General features: G+C 38.8%; 21 protein-coding genes. 20 read left to right on the top strand and 1 reads right to left on the bottom strand.

Going from position 1 to position 22,390, the window contains the following annotated elements; translation table 11 throughout:
• Window positions 1-38 precede the first annotated feature (38 nt).
• The 11 genes from AB7942_RS00490 to AB7942_RS00440 all read left to right on the top strand — a co-directional run bounded on the left by AB7942_RS00490 (window position 39) and on the right by AB7942_RS00440 (window position 12,837).
• The gene (locus tag AB7942_RS00490) at window positions 39-1,292 is read left to right on the top strand and encodes a competence/damage-inducible protein A (protein ID WP_369445428.1); all 1,254 of its coding nucleotides are present in this window, start codon (window positions 39-41) and stop codon (window positions 1,290-1,292) included.
• Between the two features lie 453 nt (window positions 1,293-1,745).
• Complete coding sequence (gene recA, locus AB7942_RS00485; protein ID WP_088086422.1) at window positions 1,746-2,789, top strand: recombinase RecA; 1,044 nt, start codon at window positions 1,746-1,748, stop codon at window positions 2,787-2,789.
• A gap of 483 nt (window positions 2,790-3,272) precedes the next feature.
• Window positions 3,273-4,832: a ribonuclease Y gene (gene rny / locus AB7942_RS00480; protein WP_335439753.1), complete on the top strand. Its 1,560-nt coding sequence runs from the start codon at window positions 3,273-3,275 to the stop codon at window positions 4,830-4,832.
• Between the two features lie 109 nt (window positions 4,833-4,941).
• Window positions 4,942-5,739, top strand: a complete 798-nt coding sequence (locus AB7942_RS00475) for a TIGR00282 family metallophosphoesterase (RefSeq protein ID WP_088086424.1) — start codon at window positions 4,942-4,944, stop codon at window positions 5,737-5,739.
• Between the two features lie 323 nt (window positions 5,740-6,062).
• Window positions 6,063-6,323 (top strand): stage V sporulation protein SpoVS, encoded by a 261-nt coding sequence (gene spoVS / locus AB7942_RS00470; RefSeq protein ID WP_026566505.1) that lies wholly within the window; start codon window positions 6,063-6,065, stop codon window positions 6,321-6,323.
• A 495-nt stretch (window positions 6,324-6,818) separates the two neighbouring features.
• A complete protein-coding gene (locus tag AB7942_RS00465) occupies window positions 6,819-8,555 on the top strand; it encodes a 2-oxoacid:acceptor oxidoreductase subunit alpha (RefSeq protein WP_369445427.1) in 1,737 nt (578 codons plus the stop codon).
• Complete coding sequence (locus AB7942_RS00460) at window positions 8,556-9,422, top strand: 2-oxoacid:ferredoxin oxidoreductase subunit beta (RefSeq protein ID WP_088086426.1); 867 nt, start codon at window positions 8,556-8,558, stop codon at window positions 9,420-9,422.
• 185 nt (window positions 9,423-9,607) lie between these two features.
• A complete protein-coding gene (gene miaB / locus AB7942_RS00455; protein WP_098932986.1) occupies window positions 9,608-11,152 on the top strand; it encodes a tRNA (N6-isopentenyl adenosine(37)-C2)-methylthiotransferase MiaB in 1,545 nt (514 codons plus the stop codon).
• 1 nt (window position 11,153) lies between these two features.
• The gene (locus tag AB7942_RS00450; RefSeq protein WP_088086428.1) at window positions 11,154-11,609 is read left to right on the top strand and encodes a YlbF/YmcA family competence regulator; all 456 of its coding nucleotides are present in this window, start codon (window positions 11,154-11,156) and stop codon (window positions 11,607-11,609) included.
• A gap of 361 nt (window positions 11,610-11,970) precedes the next feature.
• The gene (locus tag AB7942_RS00445) at window positions 11,971-12,516 is read left to right on the top strand and encodes an outer spore coat protein CotE (RefSeq protein ID WP_088086429.1); all 546 of its coding nucleotides are present in this window, start codon (window positions 11,971-11,973) and stop codon (window positions 12,514-12,516) included.
• Between the two features lie 120 nt (window positions 12,517-12,636).
• Complete coding sequence (locus tag AB7942_RS00440; protein WP_168242806.1) at window positions 12,637-12,837, top strand: hypothetical protein; 201 nt, start codon at window positions 12,637-12,639, stop codon at window positions 12,835-12,837.
• 14 nt (window positions 12,838-12,851) lie between these two features.
• Here AB7942_RS00440 and AB7942_RS00435 read toward each other — a convergent pair whose 3' ends face one another.
• Window positions 12,852-13,403: a GNAT family N-acetyltransferase gene (locus tag AB7942_RS00435; protein ID WP_369445426.1), complete on the bottom strand. Its 552-nt coding sequence runs from the start codon at window positions 13,401-13,403 to the stop codon at window positions 12,852-12,854.
• A gap of 246 nt (window positions 13,404-13,649) precedes the next feature.
• On the opposite strand from AB7942_RS00435, the gene AB7942_RS00430 reads away from it, so the two are divergent.
• The 9 genes from AB7942_RS00430 to AB7942_RS00390 all read left to right on the top strand — a co-directional run bounded on the left by AB7942_RS00430 (window position 13,650) and on the right by AB7942_RS00390 (window position 22,353).
• Window positions 13,650-14,294 (top strand): protein kinase family protein, encoded by a 645-nt coding sequence (locus AB7942_RS00430; RefSeq protein WP_369445425.1) that lies wholly within the window; start codon window positions 13,650-13,652, stop codon window positions 14,292-14,294.
• A gap of 32 nt (window positions 14,295-14,326) precedes the next feature.
• Window positions 14,327-14,791 (top strand): flavin reductase family protein, encoded by a 465-nt coding sequence (locus AB7942_RS00425; protein WP_369445424.1) that lies wholly within the window; start codon window positions 14,327-14,329, stop codon window positions 14,789-14,791.
• A gap of 419 nt (window positions 14,792-15,210) precedes the next feature.
• Complete coding sequence (locus AB7942_RS00420; RefSeq protein WP_335719306.1) at window positions 15,211-16,410, top strand: MFS transporter; 1,200 nt, start codon at window positions 15,211-15,213, stop codon at window positions 16,408-16,410.
• A gap of 83 nt (window positions 16,411-16,493) precedes the next feature.
• A complete protein-coding gene (locus AB7942_RS00415) occupies window positions 16,494-17,249 on the top strand; it encodes an SDR family NAD(P)-dependent oxidoreductase (protein WP_369445423.1) in 756 nt (251 codons plus the stop codon).
• Between the two features lie 32 nt (window positions 17,250-17,281).
• A complete protein-coding gene (locus AB7942_RS00410) occupies window positions 17,282-18,109 on the top strand; it encodes an SDR family NAD(P)-dependent oxidoreductase (protein WP_369445422.1) in 828 nt (275 codons plus the stop codon).
• 302 nt (window positions 18,110-18,411) lie between these two features.
• Window positions 18,412-19,257 (top strand): alpha/beta fold hydrolase, encoded by an 846-nt coding sequence (locus AB7942_RS00405; RefSeq protein WP_369445421.1) that lies wholly within the window; start codon window positions 18,412-18,414, stop codon window positions 19,255-19,257.
• A gap of 140 nt (window positions 19,258-19,397) precedes the next feature.
• Window positions 19,398-20,051: a GntR family transcriptional regulator gene (locus AB7942_RS00400; protein WP_369445420.1), complete on the top strand. Its 654-nt coding sequence runs from the start codon at window positions 19,398-19,400 to the stop codon at window positions 20,049-20,051.
• A 53-nt stretch (window positions 20,052-20,104) separates the two neighbouring features.
• Window positions 20,105-21,298: an acyl-CoA dehydrogenase family protein gene (locus AB7942_RS00395; RefSeq protein ID WP_369445419.1), complete on the top strand. Its 1,194-nt coding sequence runs from the start codon at window positions 20,105-20,107 to the stop codon at window positions 21,296-21,298.
• A 101-nt stretch (window positions 21,299-21,399) separates the two neighbouring features.
• Window positions 21,400-22,353 (top strand): VOC family protein, encoded by a 954-nt coding sequence (locus AB7942_RS00390; RefSeq protein ID WP_335713245.1) that lies wholly within the window; start codon window positions 21,400-21,402, stop codon window positions 22,351-22,353.
• Window positions 22,354-22,390: the final 37 nt, after the last annotated feature.

The raw sequence follows: 22,390 nt of genomic DNA, 5'->3' as shown, positions 1-22,390 counted from the left end.
ACTTAATTCTACTATGTTGTAAAGGAAGATGTATTGGTATGAATGCTGAGATTATTGCAGTTGGTTCGGAGTTATTGCTCGGTCAAATTGTGAATACGAATGCGAGATTTCTGTCTCAGCAATTAGCTGGGCTTGGTATTAATGTCTATTTTCATACAGTTGTTGGTGATAATCCTGACAGGCTAAAGTCTGCAATTGAAATAGCCCAAAAGCGTGCAGAGATTATAATATTTTCTGGCGGGCTTGGGCCTACAAAGGATGATTTGACGAAGGAAACGATTGCTCGTCAGCTTGGTAAAGAACTCGTTATCGATGAAACGGCGTTAGCATCGATTGAACTTTTTTTTAATCGGACCAATCGGGTCATGACAGAAAATAATCGAAAGCAGGCACTCGTATTAGCAGGATCTCACATTCTCCCAAATGATCATGGGATGGCGCCGGGCATGGTTGTAGAATCCGGCGGTCATACGTATATGCTGCTGCCTGGCCCGCCAAAGGAAATGGAACCGATGTTTCTCCAGTATGGGTCACAGGCTCTTTCTACAAGAAACAAGTCCAACGAGAAAATTGTCTCAAGGGTGTTAAGGTTTTTTGGAATTGGAGAAGCAGCTCTGGAAACAGAAATTATTGATTTAATTGATGCGCAAAGCAATCCAACGATAGCCCCGCTTGCAGGAGATGGGGAGGTTACTTTACGACTGACAGCAAAACATGTGGACGAAAATGCAGCACAGGCTATGCTGGATGAACTAGAAAAGACGATAAATCAGCGTCTTGGTGCATTTTTATATGGCTATGATAATACGTCGCTTTTGATAGAAGTAATGAAATCTTTAAAAGAAAGAAACTTAACGATTACTGCCGCTGAGAGTTTAACAGGAGGACTATTCCAGCAAGAGTTAACATCAATTTCGGGTGCAAGTTCAGTGTTTTACGGTGGTGTAGTTTGTTATTCAAATGAAGTGAAACGACAGCTATTACATGTACAGGAAGAAACGCTTAAAACACATGGTGCGGTAAGTGAACAATGTGCTAGAGAGCTGGCCGAAAATGCTTCAAAGGTATTTAAAACCGATATTGGGATTAGTTTTACGGGTGTTGCTGGTCCTGAAGAACTTGAAGGCAAGCCAGTTGGTACAATTTATGTAGGGATTGCAATTAAGGGAAGGCCGACAATTGTAGAAAAGATCACCCTTGGCGGAACAAGGGAAGCGAACCGGAGCCGTGCAGTGAAATTTGGCTGCTATTTTCTCCTTCGAATTTTAAAAGAGTCACAGAATGCTAATTAGCGTTCTGTGACTTTTTTGACAAGATAAGAAGGTTTAAATTTCGACTTTGAAAATTGTCCAGCTCCAGCGCCCTAGCGGCTAGTGTCCTTCGCTCTCCGCCCTACGATAAGTCAAGCACGAATGCGCCTTCGGCTCTTCGTGTCCTTTATCTCAGTTGGAGCGCTCCAGGCCATACGCCGCTGAACAGGGCGCTAGAGCTTTTCTTAATAAACTAGGATTAGAAAAAAGTCTGACAATAGAGGAAATTATCCTTTTCGGACTACTAAAAATGCAAAATGATACAAAAGTCAGGGGGATTTTCCTTTTTTTACACCGATTTTGTTTTGAAAATAAACGAATGAATGTTCGTTTTTTTACTCGACAAATATCCGAAAAGCGGTTATATTATTAGTAGGAATTAATTTAATAGATTATAGCAATTTGCTTGTTTTTATATAAGGGAGGAAAAGATTCGTGAGTAATGATCGTAAAGCGGCCTTAGAAATGGCGTTAAAGCAAATAGAAAAGCAATTTGGTAAAGGTTCTGTCATGAAAATGGGAGAGAAAACAGATACGAGGATTTTAACGAGTCCGAGTGGCTCGTTAGCACTTGATGCAGCACTTGGAGTGGGTGGATATCCTAGAGGGCGTATTATCGAAGTTTATGGTCCTGAGAGCTCAGGTAAAACCACGGTTGCTTTGCATGCGATTGCTGAAGTTCAAGCAAATGGCGGACAAGCAGCATTTATAGATGCTGAACATGCCCTTGACCCAGCGTATGCCCAAAAATTAGGTGTTAACATTGATGAGTTATTGCTATCACAGCCAGATACGGGTGAACAAGCGCTTGAAATCGCAGAAGCATTAGTACGAAGTGGTGCAATTGATATTATTGTAGTCGACTCAGTAGCAGCATTAGTTCCAAAAGCGGAAATTGAAGGCGAAATGGGAGATTCTCACATGGGCTTACAGGCTCGTTTGATGTCGCAAGCCCTACGTAAATTATCTGGAGCCATCAATAAATCGAAGACCATCGCCATCTTTATTAACCAAGTTCGCGAAAAAATTGGCGTTATGTTTGGAAACCCCGAGACAACACCAGGTGGACGTGCATTGAAATTCTATTCCACCGTCCGTATTGAAGTTCGTCGTGCAGAGGCGTTAAAGCAGGGAAATGATATTGTAGGTAATAAGACAAAGATAAAAATAGTTAAGAATAAAGTCGCTCCTCCTTTCCGTACTGCTGAAGTAGATATCATGTATGGTGAAGGGATTTCTAAAGAAGGCGAAATCATTGATCTAGGCGCAGAATTAGATATCGTTGAAAAGAGCGGATCATGGTACTCCTATAATTCTGAAAGATTAGGTCAAGGCCGTGAAAATGCAAAGCTATACTTGAAGGAAAATCCAGATGTTCGCCTCGAAATTCAAGGGAAAATCCGTGAACATTATGGTTTAGATGGTGAAAAATTTGTCACTGAGAAAGACGATGATGAACAATTTGAATTAATAGACTAATGTAGATGAGCAAAGCTATTTATGGTTTTGCTCTTTTTTACATAATGTTATTTTTATACAAATTTTTATTTGTTAGGCTGTGTTAAAGGTCATTTTTGATTTTTTAGCAAGTTGATTGGAGCAGAAGGCACGAAGACTCCTGCGGGAGGCCGAGGCCGAGGAGGCGGATAGTACCCGAGGAACGCGAAGCGCCTGAAGCGGAGATCAACAGCCGAGTTTAACAGATTTATTTGTTAAACTCCAATGGATTTTAGCCTTTAGGATGAATAAATGATGTCCTATTCTAAATATTTCAAAAAGCCAATAGGACTAAGCCTTGACAATGAATATTCCCACCTTTACAATTAACATGTATATTTTACATTTTTGGTATTATTACAATTCGAAAAAAGCCTTGGTGCTTGCTGTATGTTGAGTCTAAACAATGTACATGCCGACACTTAAAAAATGTAACAAAAGTTCATAGCAAGAGGAGGTGTAACGATGGAACCAATTACAATCATCTCCATTTTGCTTGGCCTTATCGTCGGTGCCGTTGTTGGCTATTTTGTTCATAAATCCATTGCTGATGCAAAAGTAGCAGGTGCAAAGAATGCTGCAGAGCAGATTCTTGAAGATGCTAAACGTGATGCTGATTCATTGAAAAAGGAAGCTTTGCTAGAAGCAAAGGATGAAATTCACAAGCTTCGGACTGAAGCAGAGCGTGAGGTTCGTGAACGAAGAAATGAAATGCAAAAACAAGAAAACCGTTTACTGCAAAGAGAAGAGAATTTAGATCGAAAAGAGGAAACGTTAAACAAGCGTGAAAATCTTTTAGAAAAGAAGGATGATTCTCTAAACCAAAGACAACAGCATATTGAAGAGATGGAAAGCAAAGTGGACGAGTTAGTACGAAAACAACAAACTGAACTCGAACGAATATCGAGCTTAACGCGCGAGGAAGCAAAAACAATCATTATTGATCGAATGGAGCAGGAACTTACCACTGACACTGCGATAATGATCAAGGAAAGCGAAAATCGTGCAAAAGAGGAAGCCGACAAGAAAGCAAAGGAAATACTTTCGTTAGCAATCCAGCGTTGCGCTGCTGACCATGTTGCGGAAACGACTGTCTCTGTCGTCAACCTGCCAAATGACGAAATGAAGGGCCGTATTATTGGCCGTGAAGGAAGAAATATTCGTACGCTTGAAACGTTAACAGGAATTGATTTAATCATTGATGATACTCCTGAAGCTGTAATTCTATCAGGTTTTGATCCTATTCGTCGCGAAACGGCTCGCTTAGCACTGGAGAAATTGGTCCAAGACGGGCGTATCCATCCGGCACGAATTGAGGAAATGGTAGAAAAATCACGTCGCGAAGTAGATGAGTATATCCGTGAAGTGGGTGAGCAAACCACCTTTGAAGTGGGTGTTCATGGACTCCATCCAGATCTGATCAAAATTCTTGGTCGCTTAAAATTCCGTACTAGTTACGGGCAAAACGTATTAAAGCATTCAATGGAAGTTGCGCAACTGTCTGGTTTACTTGCCGCTGAACTTGGCCAAGATGAAACTTTGGCACGTCGTGCGGGCTTGCTTCATGATATTGGGAAAGCCATCGACCATGAAGTAGAAGGCAGCCATGTTGAAATTGGTGTTGAACTTGCAACTAAATACAAGGAACATCCGGTAGTAATCAATAGTATTGCTTCCCATCATGGGGATACAGAGGCTACATCTATCATAGCCGTTTTAGTTGCAGCAGCAGATGCCTTATCAGCTGCAAGACCAGGTGCACGTAGTGAGACGCTTGAAAACTATATTCGCCGTCTTGAAAAGTTAGAGGAGATTTCGGAATCCTATGAAGGTGTAGAGAAATCCTTTGCCATTCAAGCAGGTCGAGAGGTACGTATTATAGTTAGACCGGATTCAGTTGATGATCTTGCTGCTCATCGATTAGCACGCGATATTCGTAAGCGCATTGAAGAAGAGCTTGATTATCCAGGTCATATTAAAGTTACAGTTATTCGTGAGACACGGGCTGTTGAATACGCAAAATAAAGCGGTGCGCATGCACCGCTTTATTTTTTGCAGCACCTTATCCGATTAAATAAAGTCTGAATGTGATACAATTTATACAATAACAATTTTTTTAACGAAAGGGACCAAAATGAATCTACTTTTTATCGGTGATGTTGTCGGTTCACCAGGCCGGGACATGGTGAAGGAATATTTGCCAAAATTAAAAGAAAAATATCGTCCTCACTTTACTATTATCAATGGGGAGAATGCAGCAGGAGGCAAGGGGATTACTGAAAAAATCTATCGTGAATTCTTAGGGTATGGGGCACAGGCGGTAACACTGGGTAATCACACATGGGATAATCGTGAAATTTTTGAATTTATCGGTTCTGCAAAAAATATGGTTAGACCAGCGAATTTTCCAGAAGGAACACCAGGGAAAGGTATGGCTTTTTTTAAAGTCAATGATTTAGAAGTTGCTGTAATAAATCTGCAGGGTCGAACCTTTATGGCTCCATTGGATTGTCCTTTTAAGAAAGCTGACGAATTAGTTGAAATTGCCAGGGAGAGAACCCCATATATTTTTGTGGATTTTCATGCGGAAGTAACAAGTGAGAAACAGGCAATGGGTTGGTATTTAGATGGAAGGGTCTCTGCCGTTGTGGGGACACATACACATGTTCAAACGGCCGATAACCGGGTTTTACCGGGAGGCACAGGATATTTATCTGATGTAGGGATGACAGGGCCGTATGATGGCATTTTAGGGGTGGAGAGAGAAGCAGTCCTTAAAAGGTTCCTAACCAGCCTGCCAGTCCGGTTTGAAGTGGCAACCGCAGGAAGAAATCAATTAAGTGCAGTTATGATTGAATTAGATCGTAAAACAGGCTTAACAAAAAAGATACAGCCCATTTTAATAAATGATGACCATCCGTTTTACTCTTAAGAGCAAATTTCATTTGCTCTTATTTTTTTGTTACTAAATATCTTTGAACAGTGTCTAGCTCATGCGCCTAGCAGCTAGTGGACTTCGCTCTTTTCCCTACGATAAGTCAACATCGAATCGCTTCGCTCTCCGTGTTTCCTTTATCTCAGTCAAAGCGCTCCAGTCCATACGCTGCTAACCGGGCGCCTCCGCTTTTCTAATTTTTTCGTCCAAGCCGGAATATGTTTTTTGACAAATGAATATAGTAGCAGTGGAATGTTATAACCTGATTTGTTCATGAAACTGCTCATGCGGGATCGGGATTTTCTAAGGAGGAGCTAGAAATGGATATATTAAAAGTTTCAGCAAAATCTAATCCTAATTCTGTAGCTGGTGCGCTTGCCGGGGTTCTGCGTGAAAGAGGTGCAGCGGAAATACAGGCAATTGGGGCGGGTGCATTGAATCAAGCCGTAAAGGCAGTAGCGATTGCTCGAGGATTTGTAGCACCTAGCGGAGTTGATTTAATCTGTATCCCTGCGTTTACCGATATTTTAATTGACGGGGAAGAACGCACAGCTATCAAGCTAATTGTAGAACCACGTTGAAAGAGATAGACTATTTATAGGAGACCAAACAAAAGGACATTTACCTTTACCTGCTTGTTTTGCAAGCAGGTATTTTTTAGGTTTTATTTCTCACTAATTGGTATTAAATGATATTTACTTATTAAAGTATTATTCTACCATAACCTTTAATAATTTTTAAAATTCAAATCATGAATGTGCATAGCTTGAATTAATATTGCAAAACGCCGTATAATGCGGATAAATCATGTTTTTTTATTTGTTATCTTGTAGAAAGCAAGTATATTTCAAATAATAAAAAAATATTCATATTTTAGACATTATTTCGCTTTAAAGGGTTGCAATTTTTAGTTCATAGGTCTAGAATTGTAAGCGTTTAGTACATATCCTTTCTACTTTTTATTAGTCTTTTTATATAAAATGGGCTAATTTCTAGTGATTTACTCGGAATAGTGCTAAACTAATAAATGGATCATCAAAACTACTTATTTTTACATATCCAAAGGGGTGTAAGTCATGATCAATCAACTTTCATGGAAAGTTGGAGGACAACAAGGGGAAGGTATTGAAAGTACTGGGGAAATCTTTGCTATTGCACTGAATCGCCTGGGATATTACTTGTATGGTTATCGTCACTTTTCTTCACGTATTAAAGGTGGTCATACCAACAATAAAATCAGAGTTAGTACTACAGAAGTTCGTTCTATTTCTGATGACTTAGATATCCTTGTAGCATTTGACCAGGAAACTATTGATGTAAATTACAAAGAATTACACAGTAATGGAGTAATCCTTGCTGATGCAAAATTCAATCCAAAGAAGCCGGAAGATACTGAAGCCACATTGTATGCGGTTCCATTTACTGAAATTGCGACAGAGCTCGGAACTTCTCTAATGAAAAACATGGTTGCAATTGGTGCAACTTCTGCCGTATTAGACTTAGATATTAATGTATTTGAAGTAGTAGTTCGCGAGATTTTTGGTAAAAAAGGCGACCAAGTAGTTGCAAAAAATATGGATGCGATCAAAGCTGGCTTTGATAAAATGAAGGAAAATCTTGCAGTTGGCATCCAAACAATGGAGCTTGAAAAGGCTGATGGCAAAAAGCGGATGTTCATGATAGGAAATGACGCTATTGCTCTTGGAGCTATTGCAGGCGGATGCCGTTTTATGGCAGCCTACCCAATTACACCAGCTTCTGAAATAATGGAATATTTGATTAAAAAGCTACCTGCACTAGGTGGAACTGTCATTCAAACCGAAGATGAAATTGCTGCATGTACAATGGCAATTGGAGCAAACTACGGCGGTGTTCGTACAATTACTGCTTCAGCAGGTCCAGGATTATCTTTAAAAATGGAAGCAATTGGCCTCTCAGGTATTACTGAAACGCCACTAGTAATTGTTGACACGCAACGTGGCGGTCCATCAACAGGATTACCAACAAAACAAGAACAATCAGACCTTATGGCGATGATTTATGGAACACATGGTGAAATTCCGAAAATTGTAATGGCTCCAAGCACTGTTGAAGAAGCATTCTATGATACAGCTGAAGCATTCAATTTAGCAGAAGAATATCAATGTCCAGTCATTATTTTATCTGACCTACAATTATCCCTGGGTAAACAAACGGTTGAACCATTAAATTATGACAAGGTTGAAATCAGACGTGGAAAATTAGTAACAGAAGACATACCCGCTAACGAAAACAATGCTTATTTTAAACGCTATGAAGTAACAGTGGACGGAGTCTCTCCACGAGTAATCCCTGGTATGAAAAATGGTATTCATCACGTAACAGGTGTCGAGCATGATGAGACTGGTAAACCATCGGAATCTGCTCCAAACCGAATTGCACAAATGGATAAGCGTTTCCGTAAGGTCGAAAATATCCGCTTTAATACACCAGTATATAAGAATGTTAAGCACGAAGATGCTGATGTACTATTTGTAGGTTTTAACTCGACTCGTGGTGTTATTGAAGAAGCAATGACTCGTTTAGAGAAAGACGGCTTAAAAGTAAATCATGCCCATATTCGTTTGATCCATCCGTTCCCAACTGACGAAGTTCTTCCGCTTGTTCGTTCTGCGAAGAAAGTTGTTGTAGTGGAAAACAATGCAACTGGACAATTAGCCAACATTATGAAAATGAATGTTGGACATGCTGAAAAAATTACTAAGCATCTTAAATATGATGGCAATCCGTTCCTACCACACGAAGTATATACAAAATGTAAGGAGTTGTTCTAAATGGCCACTTTTAAAGACTTTCGTAACAATGTAAAACCGAACTGGTGCCCTGGCTGTGGCGACTTCTCCGTACAAGCGGCAATGCAACGTGCGGCAGCAAATGTAGGCTTAGAGCCAGAAAACTTAGCTGTAATTTCTGGAATCGGCTGTTCAGGACGTATTTCCGGTTATATTAATTCATATGGCTTCCATGGGATTCATGGTCGTTCACTTCCAATCGCACAAGGTGTTAAAATGGCTAATCGTGATTTAACTGTTATCGCCTCTGGTGGTGACGGTGACGGTTATGCGATCGGGATGGGGCATACGATTCATGCCATTCGTCGTAATCTTGATATAACTTATATCGTTATGGATAACCAAATATATGGTTTGACTAAAGGTCAAACTTCTCCACGTTCAGCTACTGGCTTTAAAACAAAGTCAACTCCGATGGGGTCGATTGAGCAATCAATTTCTCCGATGGAAATGGCGTTGACTGTAGGAGCAACATTTGTTGCACAAAGTTTCTCTACAGATCTAAAAGATTTAACTGCCTTAATTGAAGCCGGTTTAAAACACAAAGGATTTTCTTTAATCAATGTTTTCAGCCCATGTGTTACTTATAACAAAGTGAACACCTATGATTGGTTTAAAGAAAATCTAACAAAACTTAGTGATATAGAGGGTTATGACCCTTCAAATCGCGAAGATGCGATGCAGACATTAATGAAGCATAATGGTCTTGTTACAGGACTTATTTATCAAAATACTGAGCGTAAGTCTTATCAAGAACTGATCACGGGCTACTCGGAAGCTCCGTTATCAAAAGCTGACCTTAATCTTGACCAAAATTATTTTGATAAATTAGTTTCTGAATTTATTTAATGATACAAGCAAAATCCCGTGACTTGACGTCACGGGATTTCTATTGTTTTCAATCAAGTTAACCTTTATACTATAATAATGTGCGGAGAAAGTCTGAAGTCTTCATTCATCTTTTGCACAGATTAAAATCTTAAAAATTTAATAGATGAATTACGTAATATGAAAAGAAAGGGGCATTTGAACAAATGAATGAAAAACAACGTTTAGAAGGTCAGAAAGTCGAGTCTGTTAATTCTTCGGACAAAAAATCCGCCAAGGATTACAGCAAGTACTTTGAACAAGTAATTACTGCACCTTCTTTAACAGAAGCGAAGAAACGCGGAAAAGAAGAAGTAAAGTACCATAATGATTTTTCTATTTCTGAAGAATTTCGTGGAATGGGCGAGGGGCGGAAATTTTATATCCGTACTTATGGCTGCCAAATGAACGAACATGATACTGAAGTAATGGCTGGGATTTTCTTAGCATTAGGCTATGAACCAACCGACAGCACGGAGGATGCCAATGTCATTCTTTTAAATACATGTGCGATCAGAGAGAACGCAGAAAATAAAGTGTTCGGTGAACTGGGCCATTTAAAGTCCTTGAAATTGGAAAAGCCTGATTTACTTATCGGTGTTTGTGGATGTATGTCTCAAGAGGAATCTGTAGTTAATAAGATTCTCAAAACCTACCATCAGGTCGATATGATTTTTGGTACCCATAATATTCATCGTTTACCAAATATATTGCATGAAGCATATATGTCAAAAGAAATGGTTGTTGAAGTATGGTCAAAAGAAGGCGACGTGATTGAAAACCTTCCAAAAGTACGCCGTGGAAATATTAAAGCATGGGTTAACATCATGTACGGCTGTGATAAATTCTGTACGTATTGTATCGTACCTTTTACACGTGGGAAAGAACGAAGCCGACGTCCAGAAGAAATTATCCAAGAAGTTCGTCATCTAGCAGCACAAGGCTACCAAGAAGTTACTTTGCTTGGTCAAAACGTGAATGCCTATGGGAAAGATTTAGAGGACGGAACTTATGGACTTGGTGAACTGATGGATGAATTGCGAAAAATTGATATTCCACGGATTCGTTTTACAACAAGCCACCCGCGTGACTTTGATGATCGTCTAATTGAGGTCCTTGCTAAAGGCGGCAATTTAATGGATCATATCCATTTGCCAGTGCAATCAGGATCAACTGATGTGTTAAAAATCATGGCTCGTAAATATACAAGAGAACAATATTTAGAGCTTGTTAAAAAAATCAAAGCGGCCATTCCGAATGTTGCTTTAACAACGGATATTATCGTTGGTTATCCGAACGAAACAGACGAACAGTTTGAAGAAACGATGTCCCTCTATCGTGAAGTTGGTTATGAATTAGCATATACATTTATTTATTCTCCGCGTGAAGGTACTCCAGCTGCAAAAATGGAGGATAACGTTCCGATGGAAGTGAAGAAAGCGCGTTTACAACGCCTAAACGCTCTTGTGAATGAGCTTTCATTAGAAGCTATGAAAAAACATGAAGGCCAAATCCTTGAAGTTCTTGTTGAAGGGGAAAGTAAAAACAATCCTGATGTTCTTGCAGGCTACACTTCTAGGAGTAAGCTTGTAAACTTTGTTGCACCAAAATCAGCGATTGGCAAGATTGTAAAAGTGAAAATTACACAAGCAAAAACATGGTCATTAAACGGAGAAATGGTGGAAGAACTAGAACCAGCAGAGGTGAAGTAAAGTGGCGAAATATACAAAAGACGATATCGTTGCACGTGCAACTGATTTAGCACGGATGATTGCAGAAACAGAAGAAGTTGACTTTTTTAAACGAGCAGAGGCTCAATTAAATGAAAATAAGAAAGTTCATACCTTAATAGCTGACATTAAGGGATTGCAAAAGCAGGCTGTAAACCTTCAGCATTATGGAAAACCAGAAGCACTAAAAAAGGTAGAAGATAAAATTGCTTCAATTGAGCAAGAGTTGGATGAAATACCTGTGGTCCAGGATTTCAAACAATCACAATTAGAAGTGAATGAATTGCTACAAATCATTGCCTCAACCATTTCGAATACTGTAACCGATGAAATTATCATTTCAACGGGCGGCGATGTATTGTTAGGAGAAACTGGATCTAGCATGCAAAATGGCGGCGGTGCTTGTGAAGGTCACGACGATTGCGATCACGATCATTAATATTCTAGTCAGGCTTTTAACAAAGCCTGGCTTTTTTTTTGCAGTGTTAAAGGTCAATGTTGATTTATAACCAAGTTGATTGGAGCGGAAAGCGCATCGCCTGGAGCGAAAATCAACAGCCAGGTTTAACAGAGTTGAACAGAGCCCTTTTTATAAATCTAATCCACTTTTATATTCCCCTGATTCCTGCCATTTTATTAACCTTCGTTTTAAGTACAGGCCAGGAAGGCACACACCTATAAATCCCGCATAAAATGAACTATGACTAAACTTTTATCCAGTACTCATCAAAATAAAAATCACACTAGTCTTATATCATGCATACGATGAAATGAAAATGAATGAGGAGGGTTCGCGCGAAATGGGAGACTATAGAGAGATAATTACCAAGGCCGTAGTAGCGAAAGGACGTAAATTCACCCAGTCCAATCATACGATTAGCCCGGCGCATAGTCCAACAAGTATACTTGGCTGTTGGATCATCAACCATAAATACAATGCGAAAAAGGTTGGTAAAACTGTAGAGATACATGGCTCATACGACATCAATGTTTGGTATTCATTTAATGATAATACCAAAACAGAAGTTGTTACAGAACGTGTCCAATATACAGATGTCATTAAGTTAAAGTATCGTGACCATGACTGCCTCGATGACAATGAAATAAGTGCTCGAGTGCTGCAGCAGCCTAATTGCTGTGAAGCGGTCATTTCCCCTAATGGTAACAGAATCATCGTCCATGTCGAAAGGGAATTCCTTGTAGAAGTGATTGGCGAGACTAAGGTTTGTGTTCGCGTCAGTTCTGAAGGCTGCAAGGACAATGACGATGAGTGGGGAATGGACGTAGACGATGAAGAATTCGAGGAGTTAAATCCTGATTTCTTAGTCGGCTCAGAAGAAGAATAAAACTAACTAGGAGGTTTTTACTTCCTAGTTTTTTTCTTTTTTCGTAAAAAGGATGGAAAAGTTCTGATTTTAGAATGATTAGATGCTAAAATCAGCAAGCTATTTTAAGGAGGTGTTACTATGGAACCGAGACAGCCTGGAAATAAAAATATGCCTGATTTTGAACAATTAAATGACAGAATTATCGCTGAAAGTTCTCCTTCGCCAATGTTAGTTATTAAAACAAATCTTGACCCAAAAGATGCTTCAGAAAATAATCCGTATTATCATAATACGGAAGTAAAAAACGCTAAAGCAATGAAAGAATACTTTCAGGAATAAGAAAAGCCAGGATATTAAACCTGGCTTCTCATCCATTCTGGTTTTAATAATGATAATAAAAACGTATCATGAAATTGCTCATTTTGATTGATATACCCTCGTAGTAATCCTTCCTTCGAGAAGCCTAGCTTAATTAGTAAATTTATGGATGACACATTTTCAGGGTAAACTATAGCTCCAATTCGAAATAAATCCAATTGATTAAAACTAAAGCGGATCACTTCTTTAATCGCCTCTGAACCATAGCCCATCCTCCAATAGTCGGGATGAAGCTCATAACCAATTTCTGCACGCTTATTTTTTAGATGTAAACCATTAAGACCAACAGTTCCGATGATCCTTTGATTTTCCTTTAATTTGATACCCCAGCGGATCCCACGTTTATCAACCAGGTTCTTATGAAACATATCAATTAATCTTGAAGCTTCGACAGGTAAAGTAAAACGATTTGTTCCATAAAAACGAGTCACTTCTTCTAATGATAAAATCTCGTATAGATAATCAACATGCTGATGTGTTAATTCAATTAATTTAAGTCTTTTCGTATTTAAAATGGGAAAAGTCATGGCAACCCTCTCTATTTATCCCTTTACCCGTATACTCAACAAGAGTGGTAAAAGGGGATTTCCAAATGAATACTAAATTTTTCTGTTAACTATTAGTGTATAATGGCTTATAAGAAATTTCCATTAAATTTTGAATAAATTTATTGAACATTTTATCTTACATAATGGTAAGATGTGTGGAGAAAATCATTTCTTAGATTGACCCTATTCAAAAAATGAATGCCTAATAGATTAGAAGGTGTGCAAATGCAAAAAGCAGAGTATATAAATTTAATAGAAACAGAATTATTACCAAGAATACAATTAACGTCTGACAGTCCGTTTGACCCTATCATTGTAAAAAATATGTCACCGTTATGGAAAACGATCGGGCGCGGCAATTATGCTGGGGTCTTTACACTTGATGCACATCCAGAGTGGGTGGTAAAAGTTTATGGTCGAAGCCCCGAGGAGCTTAAAAAAGAAATTGATGTTTACAAGAGGTTAGGAAACCATAAAAGTTATTCTTCACTTTATGATTATGGTGAAAATTATTTAATCCTAAAAAAGCTTAACGGTATTACCTTGTTTGATGCTGTGGTAAAGGGAGTTCCAATCCCTGAAGCTGTCATAAAGGATATTGATTCAGGTTTGGATTATGCGAGGTCAGTTGGATTAAATCCCTATGATGTTCACGGCAAGAATGTCGTCATGTTTGAGGGGAGAGGTTATATTGTTGATATTTCTGATTTTTATAAACAAGGGTACTGCAAAAAATGGAAAGATTTAAAAAAAGCTTATTACAAGATTTATTTACCATATATATATAAATATCATCCTCCTATCCCATTTTTTATCGTCGATGCGGTGCGAAAAGGATATCGGATGTATCGTCGTTTGAAAAAAAAGTAATAAAGAAAAATAAAAATTAGCGAGGTGAAATTATGGATGATCGTCAATTTCGAAACGCAATGGGAAAGTTTGCAACAGGGGTAACGGTGGTCGCAACGGAAGTGGCTGGAAATGTCCATGGAATGACTGCGAATGCATTCATGTCTGTTTCTCTAAATCCAAAACTTGTCGTAATCTCAATTGCTGAAAAAGCACAAATGCTTGAAAAAATAAAACAAAGTAAAAGCTTTTCAGTCAATATACTTGCGGCAGATCAACAAGAATTATCAATGATTTTCGCGGGACAGTCGAAAAATCAACAAGAAATTGTGTTTGACCGCCTCGAGGGTATACCTGTTTTACCAAGAGCAACTGCTCAAATTGTTTGCGAAGTATCAGCGGAGCATGATGAAGGTGATCACACACTTTTTATTGGCAAAGTAACCAATCTTAAAGTTGAAGATTCTGAGCCATTAATCTATTTTAGTGGAAAATACCGATTGTTAGCAGAGGAGTAATTGGTGGGTTAAGCAGATTGGTTAGTTTTTTACTAATTTTTGAAAAGATTATAAAAAATAGACTCGATAAGCAAAGATTATCAGTAAAATTTTACTTGATAACGATATGTAAAAAATGCCCTGAAATTTTCAGGGCATTTTTTAGTGTTTTCGCGAAATAACGACTCTAATTCTAAAAATAAAAAATATTTAGAATATATTGACAAGCATTTATTAGGTATGTAGAATTACAGTTAGTAAAAGAAAGCGCTTTTTTTACCGTTTTATACAATTAAAAAAGTAATAAACGTAAAATTAAAATTTTAGTTCTGTTGTTTTGATGGCCAACAAAACAACCTGCTCGAAATTTTTATTTTATTTTGAAAGCGGATTCATTATCTATTTCAAAACATTTATGAAATGATATGGGAGGTTTAACAATGGCAGTAAAGACCATCAGCAGAAATTTTCTTAAGTTTTTGGTTGTTATTCTTGCTTTCCAAGATGTAGCTGCAGGGGTAGCAGGATCAATAATGGCTGACATCATTAAGGCATTTCCGCAATATGACCCCACAATTGTTATGTTAGTTGCTACTTTCCCAGGATTAATACAAATTGTTCCTGCTCTCTTTTATGGTAAACTTTCCAAAATGTTCAAGAAGCGAACACTATTGTTTGTCGGCTTAAGCCTCTTCATCATCGGAGGAGTCCTTCCAACATTTATTGATAACCTATGGTTGATAATTGCTATGAGAGGGATATTAGGACTTGGTGTCGGGATTACAATGCCGTTATCGGTGGACGTTATAACAGATTTCTTTGATGGAAGAGAAAGAGATTTCTTGATTGGATTTGGTACATCAACGATTGCCTGTATCGGAGCGATTTTTTTCCAATTGGTTGGAGGGATCTTAGCGGATGCTTATGGGTGGCATTATGGTTTCCTAACCTACCTGTTCCCTATTTGGATTCTTGCTATTACAATCCTTTACCTGCCCGAGCCTGAGAAGAAACAGGTATCTAAAGCCGATAGTAATCAGGCAGCCGTAAAAATTAAATTGCCAAAAGCAATCTATTGGGTAAGTATCGGACAGGTCTTTTATTCAGCGCTAATTTTTGGCTATGTAGTAAATATTTCAGTTGTCATCCAAGCGGATAAATTAGGTAATGCCACAGAAGCTGGTTTGGCAATATCCATCTTTACTTTTGGTACTTTAATAGCTGGTTTCCTTTTTGGGAAGATAAAACACAAACTTCCAACCATGTATTTACCGCTTGCTGTTTTAATGACCGGTGTTGGAATGGCCATCTGTTACTACTCTCCAACTCTAACAATGATCTTAATTGGAAGTGTATTCGGTGGTTTTGCAATGGGAATTGGCATTCCAGGAGTATTTACTAGGGTTTCTGAGTTAACTCCAGTCGGTGCTCCTTCTAGTGTAGGTTTAGTTGTTGCGGGCCAAGGTATTGGAGGGATATTAGGGCCATTTGGATTTCAAGTGATTCAAAATATATTTAACCAAGATATTGGTAGATTCCCATTAGCAGTTAGTGCGATTGGATTAGTTCTGTTAGCTCTCATTTGGGCAATATCGGTAATGAAGCCGAAAAGGGATATTGAGGCTACTTTAAGTCAATGACAAAGAAAAAGCTAAAATGATGAGTAGAAAATTCATCATTTTAGCTTTTTATATGAAAAAAATTATTGCATGAGAGGGGACGAATGATGGGGAATTCATTACAAAGATTACAAAATAAAGTGGCGATTGTAAGTGGCAGTACTTCCGGAATTGGCGAAGCAACGGCTAAATTATTTGCTGCAGAGGGTGCAAAAGTTGTAGTTGTCGGAAGAAGAAGGGAAAACGGAGAGAGAATCGTTGATTTCATCAATAGCCAGGGGGGAGAAGCGATTTTCGTACAGACAGATATGACGGACGAAGAAAAAATCATAAATTTAGTAGATTGTACGTTAGAGAGATTTGGTCAAATTGATATTCTTATCAATAATGCAGGGAGAATTATTGAAAAACCATTTATTGAATTAACAACCAGTGATTGGGATGAATTCGTTGCACTTGATGCGTATTCTTATTTCCGTGCCATGCAGTTGGTCCTCCCGCATATGGAAAAACGGTCTTCAGGAAACATTGTCAATGTGACCTCTTTATCTGCAGTCAGTGTCATGCCTACCCATGCCCTCTATAGTTTTGTTAAAGCAGGAATCACCCATATGTCAAAGGTAGTAGCTGCTGAGTATGCCGGAAAAGGCATCAGGGTGAATTGCTTATTGCCGGGAGTGGTCTATACGGAAATGATTGCCGATAATCCGAATACCCCTCACATGGAAAAAATCATCCCATTGGGCAGAATGTCCACACCAGAAGAACAGGCAAAAACAATTTTATTCATGGTTTCTGATGAATCATCCTATATGACCGGTACATCCATCGTATCTGATGGCGGTGTAAGAGGAATATAGACATCAATCCAAAAAGCAAAGGGGGATATAAAATGCTGTTAAAAGATAAAATAGCCGTTATAACTGGTGGAGCAAAGGGCATGGGAGAAGCTACATCTAAAAAATTCGCCGAACAAGGCGCGACCGTAGTCATTGCCGATTTGGATTTTAATGCTGCCCGAATCGTCGCAGATAACATCCAAACAGGCGGCGGGCAAGCGCGTGCCTATAATCAGGTGGACGTTACGGATCAATCAATGATTAAAGCAACAGTAGATCAGACGATGGAGGAATTTGGCAGAATTGATATTTTAGTAAATTGTGCAGGAGGTACCTTTGGTGCTAACGGGAGCAGTGAAAATATTAACATGAAGGATTGGGACAGAACCATAAAGTTAAATCTTAATGGTACCCTTAATCCAATTATGGAAATTTTACCGTACATGAAAAAACAAAGGTATGGAAAAATCGTTAATTTCTCTTCGATAGGGGCATTCAATGCTTATACGGTTGTCCTGCATTACCATGCTGCCAAAGGTGCGGTGGAGAGTCTTACCCATAATCTCGCCTTTGAACTTGCGCCGCTAGGAGTCCATGTTAACGTCATTTCGCCAGGTCCGATTATGACTCCTTTTTGGGATGAATTAATGCCTCCTAGTCCTGAACGAGATCAATTTACAGCAGCACTTGCCAAAAAAGAAGTTCCGATGCAAAGAATGGGGAGAGCTGAGGATATTGCAGGTGTGTGCTTATTCTTAGCGTCAGGATTATCGGACTATGTGACAGGACAGAAAATCTTTGTTGGCGGCGGCATGGGTAACATCCTATCCCATAATTCTACCTTCCTATCATCCGATGAAAATAAACAGGTTAATAAATGATAGACTGTGCAGAAAGGGGAGAGTTGATTGAAGAGATTAGAAGGTAAAGTGGCTATAATCACGGGCGCCAGGATCAACTTCGGCACATTGGCTGAGCTAGATTGCTAGAATAATTTCTAACATATAAAGTTTTCAGAATTTATTGACAAGAATAAACAACCCGAGGTAAAATTATAGTCAGTTAAAGAAAGCGCTTTTATTACCATTTTAACCACTATATTCATAGTTATAACATGTTACTGAAATTTTAGATCCAAGAGAATTAATGATAAAAATTATTTTACAAAGTGAGGGTAACGAATATGACAGTAGTTGAAACAAAGAAGGTTCAAACAGGAAACTATCAAACCTTTATCCATGAAGGTGGTGACAACTCCTCTGAAACGATCATCTTTCTTCATGGAAGCGGACCAGGGGTAAGTGCTAAATCAAACTGGCAGCACATATTACCACATTTTAATGAGAAATTTCACGTAGTGGCACTTGATATTTTCGGTTTTGGCAATACCGATCATCCTGAGGTCTATCCGAAAAATGGTGTAGAGTGGATGAATGAGCGGATCAAACAGGTATTGCTGTTAATGGATAATTTAGGGGTTGAAAAGGCCAACTTAGTTGGGAATTCCCTCGGTGGTGTCATTGCCCTTCATCTGCTCATGTATGCACCGGATCGATTTGATAAAGTAGTATTGATGGGGGCTGGCGGCGGTTTAACAGAACCAACTCCAGAACTTGCAAAACTAGCAAACTTCCATAAAGACCCAGATCCAGTTGCATTCAAAAATTTATTAAGCTGGTTCTTATTTGATAAAAGCATCCTTGAAGATGAATTGGAGAACATTGTGTCTGAGCGATTAGAGCTATTTTTAAAGCCCGAAGTTCGCAGATCATATGAGGAGAATTTCTCGAAATCACATTTGTCGGATATGCTTATCCCGCCTTCAGCACTGAAACAAATGGACCATTCTATTTTACTAATTCACGGACATGCTGACCGTTTTGTACCACTCCAAAGCAGCCTATATGTAATGGACTATTTGCCAAATGCACAGCTGCATGTCTTTAAGCGCTGTGGACATTGGGCGCAAGTCGAACAAAAAGAAAGATTTATCAAATTAACATCGGATTTTTTCAATGGTGACCTATAAACGAAAACTAACACACCCTTGATCGTCATTATAATAGATTAGGATAAAACTCTAGTATATCCTAAAGTGACAATAGACACTCGCTAGTGAATTGAAATATTATAGGGGTAACTAATCCTAGAAAATAGCAGGTGTATGATATGAAAATTGATAAGGCTTATCGCTATATTAAAAGATTAATCATTGAAGGAATCTGGGAACCAGAAACCTCGATAAATGTGAATGAGATTACGGAAAAACTAAATATGAGCCGGACACCCGTCCACAAGGCATTATCTAAACTTGAGCAAGAAGGATTTCTCACAATTATTCCGCAGGTTGGTGTCTTCGTAAAAAGACCTGACCCAGAAGATGTTTTAGAACGATTATTGGTTTGTGCCAATTTAGATGCATTAATGACTGAGCAGGCTGCATTAAATCTGAACGAAGAGGAATTTCATTTTTTGGAAGAAATCTTAACAAAAATGGATAATCCTAGGTTATCAGCTGATGAATACTCTAGCTTAAATATTGATTTTCATCGCACCATTTATGAAGCCTCAAAGTTAACTTATACCTTTAATCTCGCGAAGACACTTTGGGATTACCTGAATTTTGTAGGAAACCCAGAAGAATTATTCACGGATGAGCGAAGAAAACAGTCTCAAACGGAGCATTGGATCATTTTTTATAGTCTACGAGAAAAGGACAGTAAAATGGCCAAAAGATTAATGGAGAAACATATGCGTCGAGTAGCTAAGCTTGTAGGAGAAAAATATCAGGACATTGATTTAAACCAACGTGTATTTAACTAATTCCACGGGCTAATGAAAAAAGGAACAACCACTATTTTGCGGGGGGTACTCTAATGGAACAAAGTGTGTTGGATACAAAAAAAGAATTGGTAGAAAAGGCCAGGTCCCTGATTCCAAAATTACGTGAATATGGGGAAGAAATTGAAAAGACTAATTCATTACCCAAAGCTATTATTGATGATATGCAAAATGAAGGTACGTTAAAGGTATTACGTCCACATCTATTTGGCGGTTTTCAAACAGATATGCGGACATATACAGAGGTTGTCACTGAAATATCTCGTGGAAACGGGTCGGCAGGCTGGTTTGTCGCACTTAGTAATATTAGGGATTATATGATTTCTTATACGTTTGGAGAAAAAGCTTTAAGCGAAATTTACAAACAAGGAGAAGATGTCGTCCTAGCCGGAAACTTTAAGCCAATCAAATGTGACATCAAAAAGGTAGATGGCGGCTATTTTATCGAGGAAGCGCAGTGGCCGTTTGTATCAGGAAGTCCACATGCTGACTGGTGTTACTTTGGGTTTCCAATCTTCGATGAAAACGGCGGCGTAGAAATGGCCATTATGGTTATACCTCGTCACGAATTAGAAATCCTTGACGACTGGTATGTAATGGGTCTAAAGGGATCGGGCAGTAATAGCTGTCATATTAAAAATGTGTTTGTACCAGATCACCGTGTCTCATTGGATCGTCTAGCCAGTAAAGGCCATTATCTCATTGAGCCACTAAAAGATGTCGCCTTATACAGGTCATCATTTGTTCCTTCACTAACTTTGTCGATTGTAGCTCCTGCGTTGGGACTCGCAAAGGCCGCAATGGATTTGTTTATGGAAAGGCTTCCAAAAGCGGGTATAGGAAATACCTTCTATAACAAACAAGCTGAAGCACCTATAACACATCACCAAGTTGCCCAAGCGCAGCTGAAAATTGATTCAGCTGAGATGCATCTTTATCGAGCAGTAGATAAGATTGATTCCTATGCCGAGCGTGGGCAGGTAATGGATAAAAATGAAATTGTTAAAGTAAAAGCAGACTTTGGTTATGTGAACCAATTATGTAAAGAAGCGATTGATCTGCTAGTTGCTGGGGTTGGCTCGATGTTCACATATGAGACAAACCCAATTCAAAGAGTTTATCGAGATTTTCTAACCATGCACTTACATGGCTTCATCACTCCATCAAGTTTAATTGAAACTTATGGTAGAGTCTTGTGTGGACAAGAACCGAATACTTATTTTGTTTAATATCCTTCTACTAATCTTTTCAAAAGTGCAACCTGAAATATCTGACTAGTACCAAAAGTGTATTTATTATTAATTTTTTTGAAAATTAGGAGGTATATGGTATGAGTTTACCAGAAATCGCAAAATTAGGGCACGTGGCATTAGTATCAACGGATCTTGACAAATCACTTTGGTTCTTCAAAGAGTTAATTGGTCTTGAAGAAACAGAAGTAGTTAACGGTACCCATTATTTACGCGCATGGGGTGATTTTGAACATCATACGCTTTCAATTACTGCAGGAGAGAAGTCGTATGTAGACCACATTGCCTGGCGGACAAAACGACCGGAAGATGTTGAAGGATTTGCCCAACTTCTAAAGGAAGCAGGGACCGAAGTAAATTGGGTTGAAGCGGGTGTAGAGGCGGGGCAAGGAAGAGCGATTCGTTTCCAATTGCCAAGTGAGCATCGCTTTGAAATTTATTATGACATGGAAAAAACATTAGCAGAGCCGTCCAAACGGTCCGTGTTAAAGAATCAGACGTATAAATCATGGGCACGCGGTGTTTCTCCTCGAAGAATTGACCATGTCAATATTCTGTCATCCTTAAAGGCAAATGTCATTTCTGATTATTTAATAGAAAAGCTAGGTTTTAAAATGAGGGAATGTGTTCAAGCACCAGATGAATCTTTAATTGGTGCTTGGTTAAGTGTCACACCATTGGTACATGATATCGCAGTAAGCCATGATCCATTTTCACCATCAACACATCAAATACACCATTTGTCATACTGGCTTGATAATGCCCAAGACCTTCTTCGTGCAGCCGATATCTTAGCTGAAAATGGGATCAAGTTTAAAGGTCCTGGTAAACACGGTATTTCCCAAGCTATGTACATTTACGTTGTCGACCCAGGCAGCGGAGTCCGCTTAGAGTTGTTTACCAATGGGTATTTAATCTTTGAACCAGACTGGGAGCCTATCGTGTGGACATTGGATGAAATGGATGTTGGTTTTACCTTCTGGGGTGATCAAACGGACACACTACCAGAAAACAATCCGACGATCGAAGCATAAGAGTTTAATAGATAATTTAAGATAACATAATCGGAAA

The organism is Neobacillus sp. BF23-41 (assembly GCF_041106275.1).
This window is presented reverse-complemented; position numbering and strand designations above follow the sequence as displayed.